The sequence below is a fragment of the Ramlibacter sp. genome (genome assembly GCF_035554825.1).
In the GTDB taxonomy this organism is placed as follows: domain Bacteria; phylum Pseudomonadota; class Gammaproteobacteria; order Burkholderiales; family Burkholderiaceae_C; genus Ramlibacter.
Genome location: NZ_DATMHS010000105.1, coordinates 1 through 16,287, shown reverse-complemented (window position 1 = coordinate 16,287; position 16,287 = coordinate 1). Strand labels below are relative to the sequence as shown.

Below are 16,287 nucleotides of genomic sequence, written 5' to 3'. Positions count from 1 at the left end.
GGAAATAAGTTGCGTGTATTCTTTCCATGGAAAGATCCACCATGTCCACCGCACGTCATTTGCGCCAGCAGAGCGCGGCCGCCGCCACCGTGCTCACCAAGGCGACGCTGCGCTCGGCAGCGCTCCTGGGCTTGACCAACGCGGCGCTGGCCCGCACCGTCGGCGTCAGCGAAGCGACCGTGTCGCGGCTGGCCAGCGGCGAGCGGCAATTCGACATCGGCAGCAAGCCGGCGGAGCTGGCGGCGCTGCTGATCCGCGTCTATCGCTCGCTCGATGCGCTGGTCGGCAACAGCGAACGGCACCGGCGGCTGTGGATGGACTCGTACAACCGGGCGTTCAATGCGGCGCCGCGCGAAGCCATCGCCACGGCCGAAGGGCTCGCCCGCGTCGTGGCCTATCTGGATGGCGCCCGCGCCATCGCATGACGCCATCCGGGACGCTCTGGCAGGAGGACTGGTTTGCGTTCGCCGCGCCGGCCGAGCGCGATCTGTGGCGCGGCGTGGAGGCCCAGCACCGGGTGGCGACCATGCGCCTGGTGGACAACCTGGCTGACCAGGAACTGCTGGAGGAACTGCTGGAAGCCAGCAAACCGCCGCGGCCGCGCGAGGCGAAGGGTCTGCACTACCTGTTGTCGACGCCCTTCCGCTACGCGCCGCCCTGGCCGTCGCGTTTTCGCGAGGCGCACGAGCCGGGCGCCTGGTACGGCGCGGACGAGCCGCACACCGTGGCCGCCGAACTTGCCTACTGGCGCCGGCGCTTCCTGCTCGACTCCGAGGGCCTGGCCGGCCAGGAACTGGTGACCGAGTACACGTTCTTCCAGGCCCGCTTCGCAGGCAGGGAACTGGACCTCATGGCGGCCCCCTGGCGGGCCCGGCGCGAGCAGTGGCGCGACCCGCACAGCTACGCCGCGTGCCACCGGCTGGCAGCGCAGCTGCGCAGCCGGCCGCAGTGGGCGATCGCCGCGATCCGCTACGAGTCGGCGCGGCGCGAGAGCGCGCCGTGCGAGGTGGTGTTCGATCCGGCCCGCCTCAGCCTGCCAATCCCCAATGCGCAGCAGACCTGGATCTGCAAGACCACCCGCGACCTGGTCCTGTTCAGCCGCGAACGCGAAACCCTGGAATTCAGGGCCGGTGGGCCGGTCAGCTGAGCGCTTCGCAGGCCAGGCGCAGCCGGCGGCACCCCTCCTGCAGCCGTTCCATCGAGGTGGCGAACGAAATCCGGAAGAACGGCGACAGCCCGTACGCCTCACCCTGCAACAGGGCGAGGTTCTGCGCCTCCAGCAGGTACATCACGAACTCGGCGTCGCTGGTGATGACCTGCCCGTCGGGCGTCTTCTTGCCGATCACGCCGGCGCAGGACGGATAGACGTAGAACGCACCTTCGGGCAGGTGGCAGGTGATGCCGGGAATGCGGTTGAGCTCGGCGACCACCGCGTCGCGGCGCTGCTGGAAGATCCGCGTGCGCTCCGGAATGAAATCCTGCGGGCCGCTCAGTGCTTCCAGCGCCGCCGCCTGACCGATCGACGACGGGTTGGACGTGCTCTGCGACTGCAGCTTCACCATCGCCTTGATCAGCGCCGCCGGCGCGCCGCCGTAGCCGATGCGCCATCCGGTCATCGCGTAGGCCTTGGACACGCCGTTGATCGTGAGCGTGCGTTCCTTGAGCGCCGGCTCGACCTGCGCGATCGTGCAGAAGCGGCGGCCGTCGTACAGGATGTGCTCGTAGATGTCGTCGCTCATCACCCACACCTGCGGGTGGCGCAGCAGCACGTCGGCCAGCGCGCGCAGTTCCGCGCGGGTGTAGGTCGCGCCGCTGGGATTGTTCGGCGCGTTCAGCACGAGCCAGCGGGTGCGCGGCGTGATCGCCCGCTCCAGGTCTTCGGGCTGCAGCTTGAAGCCGGTTTCGGGGCGACAGGTGACGATCACCGGCTTGCCGTCGGCCAGCAGCGCGATGTCGGGATAGGACACCCAGTACGGCGCCGGCACGATGACCTCGTCGCCCGCCTCCAGGGTGCACATCAGCGCATTGAAGATGATCTGCTTGCCGCCCGTGCCGACGATGATCTCGCCCGGCTCGTAGCTCAGGCCGTTGTCGCGGCCGAACTTGGCGATGATTGCCGCCTTGAGTTCCGGCGTGCCGCCGACGTCGGTGTACTTGGTCTTCGAAGCCGCCATGGCGCGCACGACCGCCTCGCACACGTTGGGCGGCGTGTCGAAATCCGGCTCGCCCGAGGTCAGCCCGACGATGTCGCGGCCGGCCGCGCGCAGCTCGCGGGCGCGCTGGCCCGCCATCGAGCTGGGCGAAGGTTTGATGCGGTTCAGCCGTGCGGCGATGAGGTTCATGGAGCGCTCCTTGGGTGGTGCGACAGCGTGCGGTGCCGGCGCAGATAGGGGACAAGTCCGCCGGCTTCACGCATCGCGAGCATGAAGGGCGGCAGCGGTTCGCAGGGAATGCGGCGCGGCGGCTGCGACAGCACGCGCAGCTCGGGCTGGGCTCCCGTGAGGTGCAGCTCCAGCGGCTCGCCCTCGGCAATGCCGGCCGTGTCCGCCACGATCGCGAGCAGGCCGTTGTTGATCGCGTTGCGCCAGTAGGTGCGGGAGAAGCTGGCGGCGATCACGGCGCGGATGCCCGCGCCCAGGACGACGGTGACCGCGACTTCCATCGCCGAGCCGCAGCCGAAGTTGCGCCCCGCCACCAGGATGTCGCCAGGCTGCACGCTGGCCGCGAACGCCGGATCGAGGTCTTCCAGCAGGTACTGGCGCAGCACCCCGGGGTCGAGGCTTTCCTTCTTGCGCGAGGACGAGATCAGGTAATCGGTGTTGACGTCGTCGCCGAGCACGCGCGCGCGGCCGGCCAGCAGGGGTGCATTCATGACGGATCCTGGCGCGGCTCGACCAGGCGGCCGTGCACCGCTGCCGTGGCACAGGCGCGCGGCGAGGCCAGGAAGATGCTGGCTTCGCGGTTGCCCATGCGGCCCTTGAAATTGCGATTGGCGGTGGACACCACGTTGCTGCCGGCCGCGGGGACGGTGCCGCAGGTGCCGCAGCAGGACCCGCAGCCCGGTGGCTGGATCTCGGCCCCAAGCGCCTCGAATTCGGCGAGCTCCCCGGCGGCGGCGAGTTCGTCGCGCACCGAGTCCGACGCCGGCGTGACCACCAGCCGCACGCCCCGCGCGATGCCGCCGCCCGCGCGCAGGACGCCGAGCGCTTCGCGCAGGTCCTTCGCCCGGCCGCCGGTGCAGGTGCCGAGATAGACCAGATCCACCTTGGTGTCCGGCGCGGCGGCGAGATCGGTCACGTTGTCGACCCGGTGCGGCAAGGCCAGCTGCGGCGCCACGCTCGAGAGATCGAGTTCGACCGTGCCCACGTATCCTGCGTCGCTGTCGGCGCACACCGGCGTGCCCAGCCCGCGGCTGCGGCCCTGGAGATAGCTCGCCGTGCAGTCGTCAAACGGGAAGAGGCCGGCCTTGGCGCCCATCTCGACCGACATGTTGGCCAGCACGATCCGGTCGTCCATGTCGAGGCCGCCGACGCCCGACCCGGCGAATTCCAGGGCGAGGTAGCTGGCCCCGTCGGCGCCCAGCCGGCGCGCCAGCGCCAGGGCCACGTCCTTGGCCGAAACGCCCGGCCCCAGCCGCCCCGTGAGCCTGATCCGCAGGGTCGCCGGCACTTTCAACCAGACCTGCCCGCACTGCAGGACGCCGGCCAGGTCCGACGAGCCGATGCCGGTGCCGAACGCATTCAACGCACCGTAGGAAACCGCGTGCGAATCGGCGCCCACCGCGAGCTGGCCAGGCAGCACCAGGCCGCGTTCGATCATGAGCTGGTGGCCGATGCCTTCCCCCACCTCGAACATGCGGACGCCATGCTGCCGCGCGTAGGAGCGGGCGCGCTCCTGCAGCGCGAGCGACTTCGGGCCCGACGCTGCGCCGTAATGGTCGAACGCGAACAGCAGCCGCTGCGGGAATGCCGGCGCTGGAAGCTGCGCGCCTTCGGGCTGCATCTGCTGCAGGTAGTCCAGCGCCATCGGAATCGAACCGTCGGTGCCCATGGCCACGTGCGGCTCGCATATGGCGAGATCGCCGGCCCGCAGGTCGGCGCCGGCCGCCCGCGAGAGCAGCTTTTCGGCGATGGTTTTCCCCTGCCGCCCCACTGACGACACTCCTTCGGCGAATCGGGTGATGTGGAACCCGCGTCAGTTCAGCGTGATGTTGGCGGCCTTCACCACCTTGCCCCACTTCTCGCTCTCGGTGCGGATGTGCCTGGCAAAGACTTCGGGCGCGCCGCCCACCGGCTCGACGCCCAGGCCGGCCAGCTTCTTCTTCACGTCGTCCATCTTCAGGATGCGGTCGATCGCGGCATTGAGCTTGGCGATCACCGGCTTGGGCGTCGCGGCGGGCGCGACGATGCCGCTCCAGGACAGCGACTCGTAGCCCTTGACCCCGGCTTCGTCGACGGTCGGCACGTCCGGCAGGCCAGGCATGCGCTTGCTGCTCGTCACGGCGAGCGCGCGCAGCTTGCCGCCCTGGATGAACCCCATCGACGACGGCGCGTTGTCGAACAGCATCGTGACCTGGCCCGACACCACGTCGGTCAGCGCCTGCGAGCTGCCCTTGTACGGGACGTGCATGATGTTCGCGCCGGACATCACCTTGAACAGCTCGCCCGAGAGATGGGTCGAACTGCCCGCGCCCGACGAAGCGAAGCTGAGCGTGCCGGGCTTGGACTTGGCCGCGGCCAGCAGCTCGCCAACGCTCTTGAAGGGCTGGTCCTGGTTGACGACCAGGATGTTCGTGATCAACGACGTGTAGCTGACCGGCGTGAAGTCCCGCGCCGCGTCGTAGCTCATGTTCTTGTACAGGTAGCTGTTGATGGCGAGCACCCCGGTGGTCCCCATCAGCAGCGTGTAGCCGTCCGCCGGCGCCTTCGCCACCGCGTCGGCGCCGATGTTGCCGCCGGCGCCGGCCTTGTTGTCCACCACGAACGGCTGCTTCAGTTCGATCGCCAGCTTCTCGGCCAGGATCCGGGCCACCACGTCGGTCGATCCGCCGGCCGCGAACGGCACGACGATGCGCACCGGCTTGGTGGGGTAGTCGTCCTGCGCGTAGGCGCTCCCGCCGGCGAGCAGCATGGAGACACAGGTTGCGGAAATCGCGCGCTGCCAAAACTTCATACAAATCCCTCTCGAGGTGGTGCACCTGGCGCCGCGACGGTGGCGCATACACAGTTGCGACTCGGCAGTTTAGGACCCGGCTTTCGGCGACACAAACAATTAAAAATTCGAGATTATTTGCCGCTATCAATTAATCCACGGGGGCGCGGATGCATCGGCCGCGCAGCGGCCCTGACCGGTGGTCGCCCGGTGTTCATCGGCGCGACAAAATAGTGTGTGGTGATTATTCGACTCGGCTGCTACCATTTCCGGTCCAGCCACGGAGGCCCGAGGGGACGGAAGAAGGACATGGAACGAGCGGTATCGATCAGGCATTTGCGCTGTTTCCTGGCCGTGGCCGATTCAGGATCGTTCACGGTCGCCTCTTCGCGGATGTTTCTCACGCAGTCGTCGCTCACGGCCACGATCCAGCAGTTCGAAGAGGCGATCGGCCTCAAACTCTTCGACCGCACCACGCGGCGCGTCGTGATGACCGAGGAAGGCCGGCGCTTTCGCGACGAGGCCCAGAAGATCGTGCAGGAGTTCGACACCGCGATCAGCGACCTGAAGGCCCTGGCGCAGAGCCAGCAGGGCCACATCCGGATCGCCGCGGCCGCCTCGGTGATCTATCAGTTCCTCACCCGCGCGATCCCGGTCTTTCGCGAGACCTATCCCAACGTGACGATCTCGCTGCGCGACGCCGGCTCCGAACAGGTGGAGCAGATGCTGCTCAATGGCGATCTGGATTTCGCGGTCACGAGCAAGCACAAGGGCTACGCGGACCTGGACTACACGCCGCTGATCGAGGACAACTATGGCGTGATGTGCCTGCCGTCCTACCGGCTGGCGCGCAAGACGAGGCCGCTGCGCTGGAGCGACCTGCCGCCCGAGGACTACGTCGCCTTCAGCTCGGACACCGGCATCGGCACCTTCCTCGCGGCGAATGCGGCCTTCTCCCCGCTGTTCGCGAACCCGCACGACGAGGTCTCCAGCACGACCTCGCTCTACCCGTTGCTGTCGCTGGGCGACCGCTATTCCATCGTGCCGGCGCTCGCGGCGCGGCCGCAGGACTTCCCCGAGCTCGCGTTCCGCGAACTGACGGAGCCGGTCCTGACGCGCAAGATCTGCCTCATCACGCGGCGCCTGCGGTCGCTGTCACCCAGCGCCCGCCGCATCCTGGACATCCTGCTGGAGACGTTTCAAAGCGGCCCGTTGCCGCCCGGCGTGTCGATCAGCAGCCCGTAGCGCGGCGGACGTCGGCGCGGGAACTTCCGCCGCGCCGCCGGCGACCGAGTCAGTCGACCTTGATGTTGCCTTCCTTGACGACCTGGCCCCACTTCCTGGACTCGGAGCGCATGAGGTCGCCGAGCCGTTCGGGCGCGCCGCCTTCGACCTGGAAGCCCATGGTGGTGAGCTTGTCGCGCACGTCCTTTTCCTGCAGCGCCTCGTCCAGCGCCTTGTTCAGCTTGGCGACGACGTCCTTCGGGGTGCCGGCGGGCGCCAGGAAGCCGTACCAGCCCACCAGCTCGTAGCCGGGCACGCCCGCCTCCGCGACGGTCGGCAGCTCGGGCATCAGCGAGGACCGCTGCGCCGTCGTGATCGCCAGGGCGCGCAGGCGGCCGTCCTTCACCAGCGGCCACGACTCGGGCAGGATCGCAAACATCAGGGCGGTCTGGCCGCCGGCCAGGTCGGTCAGCGCCGGCGCGCCACCCTTGTAGGGCACGTGCGTCATCTTCACGCCGGTCATCTTCTTGTACATCTCGGCGCCCAGGTGCGCCGGCGTGCCGTTGCCGGACGACGCGTAGTTCACGGCGCCGGCCTTCGCCTTGAGGTACTCGTTCAGCTCCTTGATCGACTTGACCGGCACCGAGCTGTTCACGACCACCAGACTGGGCAGTGTCGTCGCCAGGATCAGCGGCGCGAAGTCCTTCTGCGGATCGTAGGTGAGCGACTGGTACAGGTGCGGGTTGACGGCCAGCGCCGTCGACGTGCCGAGGAACAGCGTGTAGCCGTCGGCCGGCGACTTGGCCGCATAGCTGGCGCCGAGGTTGCCGCTGGCGCCGGCGCGGTTTTCCACCACCACCGGCTGTCCGAACCGGGTCGAGAGCTTCTGCCCCACCGTTCGCGCGAGCACGTCGGTCGACCCGCCGGGCGGGTACGGCACCACGATCTTGATCGGCTTTTGTGGATAGTCGCCTGCGGCCTCGGCCGCGTGCGCCGGGGCCGCACTCACCGCGAGCGCCATCGCCGGCGCCGCCAACATCCAACTCCAACTCCTCATGCTTGTCTCCTGACTTGAACTGCGACGGTCATCGAGCGGGGACGCGAAGCAGTACCGCCATTTCTTCGCGCCATGCGTGTGTGTTCAGCCAATGTAGCCCTGCAGCCGGTCCGCCGCATACAGGGAATCCGAGCGCTCGGCCGCCGGCCCGAAGCCGCCGCCGCCGGGGGTCCGCAAGATCACCTCGTCGCCGGGCGCCAGCACGTGCGGGCGGCGGCTGTCGACAGCGGCGCCGTTGATCAGCACTTCGCCGCAGGCGCCGGGCTCGCCCCCGTCCAGGCCCGGCGCCGGCACGCGCAGCCGCTCGGTCAGGAAGACGATCGACAGCGGGCGGCCGTGGCGGCTGACGAAGCAGACCTCTTCGCCCAGCCCGCCGCGCGAGCGCCCGCGTCCGCCCGAATCGGCCCGCAGCCGCTTGTAGCGAAAGAACAGTGGTGCGTCGCGCTCCGCCACTTCCACCGGCGTCGGCGAAATGTTGCTCGGCCAGGACATCGCGGAGGACCCATCCTTGCCCGCGGTGGCGCCCAGGCCGCCGTTGTAGAACAGGACGGTGGCGAACGGCCGTCCATCGTCGCGCGTGCCGCTGAGGTTGGCGATCCACAGCGGCGAGCCGGCGGCGGCCATCACCCGGTCCGGCAGCACCGGGTGCAGCGCGCCGAAGATCAGGGGCGGCACGTAGTGCCCGGTGCAGGCGCGCCCGCCCACCGGCGCCGGCTCGCGCGGATTCACGATGCTGCCTTCCGGCGCGACGACCTGGATCGGGCGGAACAGGCCGTCGTTGTTGGGCAGGTCCGGCAGCAGCAGGCACTTGATCGCATACGACGTCATGGCATGCGTGTACGCCAGCACGCAATTGATGCCGCGCGGCTGCTGCGGCGAGGTGCCCTCGAAGTCGCAGACGAGCTCGCTGCCGCGCACCGTGACCGCCACCGCAAACCGGAAAGCCTGCTCGAAGCCGTCGGTCTGCATTTCATAACGATAGGTGCCGTCGGGCAGGTTCGAGATCGCCTGGCGCATGGCCCGCTCGCCGCGCTCGAACAGCGCCTCGGCGAGGTGGTCGATGCCTTCGAGTCCGTACTCGCCCAGCACGTCCGCCAGCCGCCGGTCGATCAGTTCCACCGCACCGACCTGCGACCAGATGTCGCCCACCGTCTGCTCGGGCGTGCGCACGTTGGTGCGGATCAGCGACAGCAGCGTTTCGTCGGCCTTGCCTTCGCGCAGCAGGTGCATCAGCGGGATGTGGAAGCCCTCCTCGAACAGCTCGCGCGCATCGACCGACCGGATCTTGCCGCCGATGTCCGGCACGTGGGCGGCCGTGGCGGCAAAGCCGACCAGCCGCGCGCGATGGAACATCGGCTTCACGACGCAGACGTCGTTCAGGTGGCCGGTCCCGATCCACGGATTGTTGGTGACGAAGACGTCGCCGGGCCGCATCCGGTCGGCGCCGATGCGCGCCAACGCGGCCCGCACGGTGCGCGGCAGCGTGCCGATGAACGAAGGAATGCTGCCGGTGTTCTCCGCGAGCGAACGTCCCTGCGTGTCGGTCACGACGACCGCGAAGTCGTTGGCCTCGGTCGACAAGGTGGAAAAGGAGGTCCGCACGATCAGCTTGGCGGCTTCGTCGGCGATCGACCGCACCCGGGTCCAGAACACTTCCAGGAAGATCGGATCGGCCGCCAACGGCGCCGTCGAGATTGTTCCGTTCATGCGCCCACCCCTTCGATTTCGATCACGAGATTGCCCGTCGACAGCTGCTTGACCCGGCCCTTGGGGCCGACCACCAGCGAGGAGCTGGCGTCCTCGATCACCACCGGCCCGGCGATGGCGAAGCCCGCGCGCAACGTCGCGCGCTCGTAGATCGGCGTCGCCACGAAGCCGCCGGCCTCCTTGAAGTACACCTGCCGCTGCGCCTTGGGCCGCGGCATCGCGCCATGGGTCAGCGCTTCGGGCATGAATCGCTGGCGCGGCGGCGCCTCGCCCGCCACGCGCAGGTTGACCAGTTCGACCGGCACGTCGGGCGGCGTGCGGCCGAATTTCTCGCGGTACACCTCCTCGAAGGCGGTCACCAGGGCGGCGCGGACTTCCTGCTCGGCGGCGGCGCGCCCACCCGCGTAGGGTCCGGCCGGCAGCCGCACCGACAGATTGAAGCCCTGCCCGACGAAGCGTCCGTCGGCCTGCCGCGTGAGCGCGATCGGCCCGAAGGTCTCTTCCAGCCGTTCCAGCGAGCCGCGGGCGTCGCGCTCCAGGGCCGAGAACGCTTCCTCCAGTTCGCCCAGGGCGCCGCTGGCGGGCCGGAAGCTCATCGTGCGGGAACGATCGGCGCGCGCCGGCGCGACCAGCAGGCCGTAGGCCGACGCGACGCCGGCCGCCGGCGGGCAGATGATGGTGCGCACGCCGATCTTCTGCGCCACATAGTAGGAATGCAGCGGTCCGCCGCCGCCGGTGCACAGCAGCACGAAGTCGCGCGGGTCGCGCCCACGTTCGGCGACGTGCACCCGCGCCGCGCCGGCCATGTTCTCGGCCACGATGTCGTGCATGCCCCAGGCGACGTCCACCACCTCGCGGCCGAGCGGGCCGCCGATGGCGCCGATCGCCTCCCTGGCGCTGCCGGGATCGATCTGCAGCGTGCCGCCGGCGAAGTAGTCGGGGTTCAGATAGCCCAGCACCAGATTCGCGTCGGTGACGGTCGGCTCGCGCCCGCCGCGGCCATAACATGCCGGGCCGGGTTCCGAGCCCGCGCTTTCCGGGCCGACCTTGAGCAGGCCGAGCTGGTCCTGGTGCGCGATGCTGCCGCCGCCCGCGCCGATCTCGATGAGATCCACGGTGGTGATGCGGATCGGCAGGCCGCTGCCCTCCGCGAAGCGCTTGCGGCGCGCCGCCTCGAAGCCGAAGGCGATTGCCGGCTGCCCGGCCTCGATCAGGCTGAGCTTGGCGGTCGTGCCCCCCATGTCGAAGGCGAGCAGGTGGGCGTTGTCGTCGCGCAGCCCGTAGTGCGCCGCCGAGATGGCGCCGGCGGCCGGCCCCGATTCCAGCAGCTCGATCGGATGGCGGCGCGCCTCCGAAATGTGGCACAGCCCGCCGTTGGACAGCATCATCAGCACGCCGCTGCGCAGCCCCAGCGCCGCCAGCCGGTCCTCCAGCGCGTTCAGGTAGCGGTTGGCCAGCGGCTTGATGTAGGCGTTGGCGACGGTCGTCGAGATCCGCTCGTACTCCCGGATGACGGGCGCCACATCGCAGGAAAGCGTGATCGCCAGTTCCGGGAAATCGCGGCTGATCCACTCGCCGACGGCGCGTTCGTGCCGGGCCGAGGCATACGAGTGCAGCAGGCAGACGCCGACCGACTCGACCCCCGCCGCCACCAACCTGGCCACGGCCGCGCGGACGTTGGCGGGGTCCAGCGGCTCGAGTTCTTGGCCGTGGGCATCCAGCCGTCCGCCGATCTCGCCGCGCAGCTGGCGCGGCACCAGGGCGGGCGCACGCTCGATCGCGAGGTCGTACAGGTCGTACTTGCGCTCGTGGCCGATCTCGATGACGTCCTTGAACCCCTCGTTGACCAGCAGGCCGGTGCGGGCCCCGCGCCGCTCGATCAAGGCGTTGGCGAACAGCGTCGTCGCGTGCACGACCCGGCGAACGTGGCCGGGATCGATGTTGCATTGCCGCATCAGATCCCCGACGCCGCCGGTGACCCCCTCCGCCGGGTCGCCGTGGGTCGTCAGCACCTTCAGGCTGTGCAGCGTCCCGGCTTCGTAATCGAGGGCCACCACGTCGGTGAAGGTGCCCCCGATGTCGATTCCAATTGCCCAGGTCTTCACCAATGTCTCCCGCTCATTCCAGTTGCTCCCGCTGCCCGGGCCCGCAGCTCGAAGAGCCACCTCCCAATGACGCGCAAGCATAGGCGGGGGAATTCTTTGCCACAATTGAAAAGTAGAGATCGACTGATCGTTGCTTTTGATCAATGCTCGGCAAGGTCGCCACAACGCCGCGCGAGCGGCGCGGCGGCTACGGTCCGGCAGCGTTGATGAATGTCAACCGGGCAGGCCCCGCCAAACGTATCCTCTCCATATCCGGATCAACCGCCCCCGCTGCCGCTTCCGACCATGTTCTCCCGTTCCCGTCTGCGCCGTCTTGCCGCCTGTGTGCTGGTGGTGTGGCTGCTCGGGCTGGCGAGCGGCGTGGTCAACGCCTGCATCGTGGCCGCCGGTACCGAGCCCGCGGCCCACGCCGGGCACGTGCACGAGGCGGCCGACGCCGGCGACACCGGCCACGATCATGAAGGCGCCCCAGGCAAGACGCCCTGCGAGCGCGTCTGCGACGAGGCCAAGGCGCCGCAGGCCGACCGCCAGCAGAGCACGCCCCTGAGCGGCTTGTGGCTGGCGGCCGCGCCGCTGCCGACGCTGACCGTGCGGCCTCCGGTCGCACCGAGCCACGCTCACGTTCGCGGCGCGCTGCGCGAAGCGGGCGCCGTTCCCATCCCCATCGCGTACCTGCGCCTGGCCTTGTAGCGCGTCGCGCCGCGGCCGCCAGGCCGCCTCGGGCCGCGCCGGCGCGCTGCCCGCTCCGGCCGGTGGCCGGCCCCATGGCTTCGTCCGTTCGCGGACTCCCCATCCATTCTTGCCGCACCTGGTGTGCGGAGGGTCAAGAAGAAAGACATCGGCGATGAACACTCAACGCTTGCTCCCCGGCGCCCGCCGCTGGGGCTCCCACCTCCTGCTGGCGGCCGCCCTGCTCGGCGCCGGCCCCCTCACCACCGCGGCGGCGACCGAACTGGGCTCGAACGTCCAGGACCTGCTGGACCAGGCGCGCGCCCAGAACCCGGAACTGGCGTTGATGCGGGCCGAGGCGGAAGCCGCGACCCAGCGGGTGCAGCCCGCCGCTGCGCTGCCGGACCCCGTGCTGCGCGTCGAATTGATGAACGTGAACAACTACGGCAACGAGGCCGGATTCAACCTGCTGCCCAGCAAGGTCGGCGAGACCAAATACACGCTGATGCAGATGCTGCCCTGGCCGGGCAAGCTGGGCCTGCGTCGCGACATCGCGAACGCGGATGTGCGGCAGGCGCAGGCGCGCACGGCGGCCGCATGGACCGAGCTGGCGATGCGCATCAAGACGGCCTACGCGCGCTACTACCTGGCCGCCGGCAACGAACGCCTGACGCGCGAGATCCTGGACCTGATGCAGCGGGTCGAGCAGATCGCGCAGGCGCGGTACGCCGGCGGCCTGGTGGCGCAGCAGGACGCGATTCGGGCGCAGCTCGAACAGACCGCCATGCGCTCGGAGCTGATCATGCTCGAGAGCGACAAGCGCCAGCAGCGCGCGCGGCTCAACGCCCTGCTCGCGCGCGACGCCGGCGCGCCGCTGGCCGAGCCGCAGGCGCTGCGGCCATTGCCGGCGCCCGGATCCCTCGATGCGGCCATGCTCGCCCAGCGCGCCCGTGCGAACAACCCGCAACTGGCGAGCGAGGAAGCGCGGCTGGCCGGCGCCGAGAAGAACCGCGAGCTGGCGCGCCGCAACCGGTATCCGGACCTGACGGTGGGCCTGCAGCCGACCCAGATGGGCTCGCGCATCACGAGCTGGGGAATCATGGTCGAGATGAACATTCCGCTGCAGCAGACGACCCGCCGCTCGCAGGAAGCGGAGGCCGAGGCGATGGTCGGCGCGGCCCGTGCCCGCGCCCAGAACGTCGCCAACCAGCTGGCCGGCGAGCTCGGCGAAAGCGTAGCGGCCCTGGACGCCGCCCGTCGCAGCGAAGTGCTGATCGCCACCCAGTCGCTGCCGCAGTCGGAATTGAGCCTGCGTTCGGCGATCGCGGCCTACGAAAACGGCAAGCTCGATTTCACCGCGCTGCTGGAAGCGCAGCGGCAGATCAGGAAGACCCGCCAGGAACGGCTCAAGGCCCAGGCCGAGGCGCAGATGCGGCTGGCCGAAATCGAACGACTCGTCGGAGAAGAACTGTGAAAGCAAGCAACGTGATCGCGGGGCTGGTGGTGCTGGGCGTCGTCGGCGCCGGCGGGTATTGGCTGGGTGGCCGCTCTCATGGCGCGGGTGGCGAGGCCGCCGTTGCCGTGGGCCAGGCCGGCAGCGCGGGCGGCGCCTCGGCACCGAAGGCGCGCAAGATCCTGTATTACCGCAACCCGATGGGCTTGCCGGACACCTCGCCGACGCCGAAGAAGGACCCGATGGGCATGGACTACATCCCGGTCTACGAAGGCGAAGACGAAGGCAGCGGCCAGGCGGCGGGCGCCAACCAGATCCGCATCAGCACCGAGAAGATCCAGAAACTCGGCGTGCGCACCGAAGCCGTCGGCGTCCGCACGCTCGGCAAGACGGTGCGGGCGGCGGGCCGCGTCGAACCCGACGAGCGCCGGGTGCACGTGGTGGCGCCGAAATTCGAGGGCTATGTCGAGCGGCTGCACGTCAACGTCACCGGCCAGCCGGTGGCCAAGGGCCAGCCGCTGTTCGAGGTCTACAGCCCGGAACTGGTCTCGGCCCAGCGCGAGTACGCGATCGCCGTGCAGGGCGTGCAGGCCATGGCCGGCGCGGCCAGCGAGGCGCAAGCCGGCATGAGGCAGCTGGCCGAGTCCAGCCTGGCGCGGCTGCGCAACTGGGATCTTTCGCCGGAACAGGTCAACGCACTGGTGAAGTCCGGTGAAGCCAGGCGCACGGTCACCTTCCGCTCGCCGGTGTCCGGCATCGTGACCGAGAAGAAAGCGGTGCAGGGCATGCGCTTCATGCCCGGCGAGATGCTGTACCAGGTCACCGACCTGTCCTCGGTCTGGGTGATCGCCGACGTGTTCGAGCAGGACATCGGCCTGGTGCGCGCCGGGTCCAGGGCCAGCGTGAAGATCAACGCGTATCCCGACAAGGCCTTCGAGGGCCGCATCACCTATGTCTATCCGACGCTGAAGGCGGAAACGCGCACGGTGCCGGTGCGGGTGGAGCTCGCCAATCCGGGCCAGCTGCTCAAGCCGGCAATGTTCAGCCAGGTCGAAGTGCAGGTCGGCGGCAAGGCGCCGGTGCTGGCGGTGCCGGACTCCGCGGTGATCGACAGCGGCACGCGTCGCATCGTGCTGGTGCAGCTGAAGGAGGGCCGCTTCGAGCCGCGCGAAGTCAAGCTGGGCGCGCGCAGCGAGAACTACGTCGAGGTGGTGGACGGGGTGCGCGAGGGCGAGCAGGTGGTGGTCGCCGCCAACTTCCTGATCGACGCCGAGAGCAACCTGAAGGCGGCGATCGGCGGCCTGGGCGCGGCCGCCGCCCCGGCCGCCCCGGCCGCGCCGGCCAGCGCGAGTCCGCAGCCTGCCGCTGCAGCCTCGGTCGGCCACAAGGGCCAGGGCACGGTCGACGGCATCGACGCCAAGGCCGGCACCATCAGCCTCAACCACGGCGCCATTGCCTCGCTGAAGTGGCCGGCGATGACGATGGAGTTCAAGGCGGCGAACCCCGCGCTGCTGCAGGGCCTGAAGCCGGGCGCGGCGGTGTCGTTCGAGTTCGTGGAGCGCCAGCCGGGCGAATGGGTGGTGACCTCGATCACACCGGCGCCGGCCCCGCAGGCCGCGGCGGGCAAGTCCCACTCGGGCCACTGACCGGGACCTGCCATGCTGAACAAGATCATCCAGTGGTCCGGCCGGAACCCGTTCCTGGTCCTGCTGGCCACGGCCTTCATCGTGATCGCCGGCATCGTGGCGGTCGTGAAGACGCCGCTCGACGCGCTGCCCGACCTCTCGGACGTGCAGGTCATCGTCTACACGGAATACCCGGGCCAGGCGCCGCAGGTGGTGGAGGACCAGGTCACCTACCCGCTCACCACGGCCATGCTGGCGGTCCCGAAATCCAAGGTGGTGCGCGGCTTCTCGTTTTTCGGCGCCTCTTTCGTGTACGTCATCTTCGAGGACGGCACCGACATCTACTGGGCCCGCACCCGGGTACTCGAGTACCTCAACTTCGCGGCCGGCCGCCTGCCCAAGGGAGTCACGCCGGCCCTGGGGCCAGACGCGACCGGGGTGGGCTGGGTCTACCAGTACGTGCTGCTCGCCAAGGACAAGACGCTGGCCGAGCTGCGCACGATCCAGGACTGGTACGTGCGCTATCAGCTGACGAAGGCGCACGGCGTGGCCGAGGTGGCGTCGATCGGCGGCTTCGTGCAGACCTACCAGGTGACCGTGGACCCGGTGAAGCTGCGCAGCTACGGCGTGCCGCTGGCGAAGGTGTCTCAGGTGATCCGCGATTCCAACCGCGACGTCGGCGGCCGCGTGGTGGAGATGGCCGAGACCGAGTTCATGGTGCGGGGCAAGGGCTACCTGCGCGGCAAGGACGACATCGAGTTGCTGGTGGTCAAGAGCCAGGGCGGCACGCCGGTCCTGGTCCGCGACATCGCCCGGGTGGAACTCGCGCCCGACGAGCGACGCGGCCTCACCGAGCTCGATGGGGTGGGCGAGGTGGTCTCGGGAATCGCGATGGCGCGCTACGGCCAGAACGCCCTGGAGGTGATCCACAACCTGAAGGCCAAGGTGCAGGAGATCTCCGGCGGCCTGCCCGAAGGGGTGAGCATCCAGGCCGTGTACGACCGCTCCGACCTGATCTACCGCGCCATCAACACGCTGACGCGCACGCTGCTCGAGGAGAGCCTGATCGTCGCCGCCGTCTGCGTGATCTTCCTGCTGCACGTGCGCTCGGCGCTGGTGGCGATCCTGATGCTGCCGGTGGGCGTGCTGATCTCGTTCATCGTGATGCGGCTGCTGGGGATGAATTCGAACCTGATGAGCCTGGGCGGGATCGCGATCGCGATCGGCGCCATGGTCGACGCCGCGATCGTCATGATCGAGAACGCGCACAAGCATCTCGAGCGCCTGAAGGAAGGC

14 protein-coding genes are annotated in these 16,287 nt (G+C 69.4%); 7 read left to right on the top strand and 7 right to left on the bottom strand.

The features are described from left to right. The first annotated feature begins 41 nt into the window (after positions 1 to 41). Both VNT59_RS13020 and VNT59_RS13015 read left to right on the top strand, forming a co-directional pair. Positions 42 to 425, top strand: a complete 384-nt coding sequence (locus tag VNT59_RS13020; RefSeq protein ID WP_325498839.1) for an MbcA/ParS/Xre antitoxin family protein — start codon at positions 42 to 44, stop codon at positions 423 to 425. Next, positions 422 to 1,147 carry an RES family NAD+ phosphorylase gene (locus VNT59_RS13015; protein ID WP_325498838.1) on the top strand — a complete coding sequence of 242 codons (726 nt, stop codon included), beginning with the start codon at positions 422 to 424 and terminating at the stop codon, positions 1,145 to 1,147. Before VNT59_RS13020 ends, VNT59_RS13015 begins: the two co-directional genes overlap by 4 nt. Here VNT59_RS13015 and VNT59_RS13010 read toward each other — a convergent pair. The 4 genes from VNT59_RS13010 to VNT59_RS12995 are packed head-to-tail and all read right to left on the bottom strand — an operon-like array spanning position 1,140 to position 5,172. Then, positions 1,140 to 2,342: a pyridoxal phosphate-dependent aminotransferase gene (locus VNT59_RS13010; protein WP_325498837.1), complete on the bottom strand. Its 1,203-nt coding sequence runs from the start codon at positions 2,340 to 2,342 to the stop codon at positions 1,140 to 1,142. The two genes, VNT59_RS13015 and VNT59_RS13010, sit on opposite strands and share 8 nt — an antisense overlap. Beyond that, positions 2,339 to 2,872 carry an alpha-IPM isomerase gene (locus VNT59_RS13005; protein WP_325498836.1) on the bottom strand — a complete coding sequence of 178 codons (534 nt, stop codon included), beginning with the start codon at positions 2,870 to 2,872 and terminating at the stop codon, positions 2,339 to 2,341. Before VNT59_RS13005 ends, VNT59_RS13010 begins: the two co-directional genes overlap by 4 nt. After that, positions 2,869 to 4,152, bottom strand: coding sequence for an aconitase/3-isopropylmalate dehydratase large subunit family protein (locus VNT59_RS13000; RefSeq protein ID WP_325498835.1), 1,284 nt, complete (start codon positions 4,150 to 4,152; stop codon positions 2,869 to 2,871). The genes VNT59_RS13005 and VNT59_RS13000 overlap by 4 nt, the downstream gene beginning before the upstream one ends. A 42-nt stretch (positions 4,153 to 4,194) precedes the next feature. Further along, positions 4,195 to 5,172 (bottom strand): tripartite tricarboxylate transporter substrate binding protein, encoded by a 978-nt coding sequence (locus VNT59_RS12995; protein ID WP_325498834.1) that lies wholly within the window; start codon positions 5,170 to 5,172, stop codon positions 4,195 to 4,197. Positions 5,173 to 5,460: 288 nt separating this feature from the next. On the opposite strand from VNT59_RS12995, the gene VNT59_RS12990 reads away from it, so the two are divergent. After that, entirely contained in the window at positions 5,461 to 6,396 is a 936-nt protein-coding gene (locus VNT59_RS12990; RefSeq protein ID WP_325498833.1) for a LysR family transcriptional regulator, read from the top strand. A 49-nt stretch (positions 6,397 to 6,445) separates the two neighbouring features. Here the strand turns inward: VNT59_RS12990 and VNT59_RS12985 are convergent, their stop codons facing one another. The 3 genes from VNT59_RS12985 to VNT59_RS12975 form a co-directional block, all read right to left on the bottom strand. Continuing rightward, positions 6,446 to 7,432 carry a tripartite tricarboxylate transporter substrate binding protein gene (locus VNT59_RS12985; RefSeq protein WP_325498832.1) on the bottom strand — a complete coding sequence of 329 codons (987 nt, stop codon included), beginning with the start codon at positions 7,430 to 7,432 and terminating at the stop codon, positions 6,446 to 6,448. 84 nt (positions 7,433 to 7,516) lie between these two features. Continuing rightward, positions 7,517 to 9,139: a hydantoinase B/oxoprolinase family protein gene (locus VNT59_RS12980; protein ID WP_325498831.1), complete on the bottom strand. Its 1,623-nt coding sequence runs from the start codon at positions 9,137 to 9,139 to the stop codon at positions 7,517 to 7,519. Next, entirely contained in the window at positions 9,136 to 11,244 is a 2,109-nt protein-coding gene (locus VNT59_RS12975; RefSeq protein WP_325498830.1) for a hydantoinase/oxoprolinase family protein, read from the bottom strand. Before VNT59_RS12975 ends, VNT59_RS12980 begins: the two co-directional genes overlap by 4 nt. Before the next feature lie 285 nt (positions 11,245 to 11,529). Between VNT59_RS12975 and VNT59_RS12970 the strand changes: the two genes are divergently transcribed. From VNT59_RS12970 to VNT59_RS12955, 4 genes are all read left to right on the top strand, one after another. Continuing rightward, complete coding sequence (locus VNT59_RS12970) at positions 11,530 to 11,934, top strand: hypothetical protein (protein WP_325498829.1); 405 nt, start codon at positions 11,530 to 11,532, stop codon at positions 11,932 to 11,934. Between the two features lie 154 nt (positions 11,935 to 12,088). Beyond that, positions 12,089 to 13,387, top strand: coding sequence for a TolC family protein (locus VNT59_RS12965; RefSeq protein ID WP_325498828.1), 1,299 nt, complete (start codon positions 12,089 to 12,091; stop codon positions 13,385 to 13,387). After that, on the top strand, positions 13,384 to 15,012 hold the full coding sequence (locus VNT59_RS12960) for an efflux RND transporter periplasmic adaptor subunit (protein WP_325498827.1): 1,629 nt from the start codon (positions 13,384 to 13,386) through the stop codon (positions 15,010 to 15,012). The genes VNT59_RS12965 and VNT59_RS12960 overlap by 4 nt, the downstream gene beginning before the upstream one ends. Positions 15,013 to 15,024: 12 nt before the next feature. Next, a partial coding sequence (locus tag VNT59_RS12955) for an efflux RND transporter permease subunit (RefSeq protein WP_325498826.1) occupies positions 15,025 to 16,287 on the top strand: 1,263 nt, incomplete at its 3' end.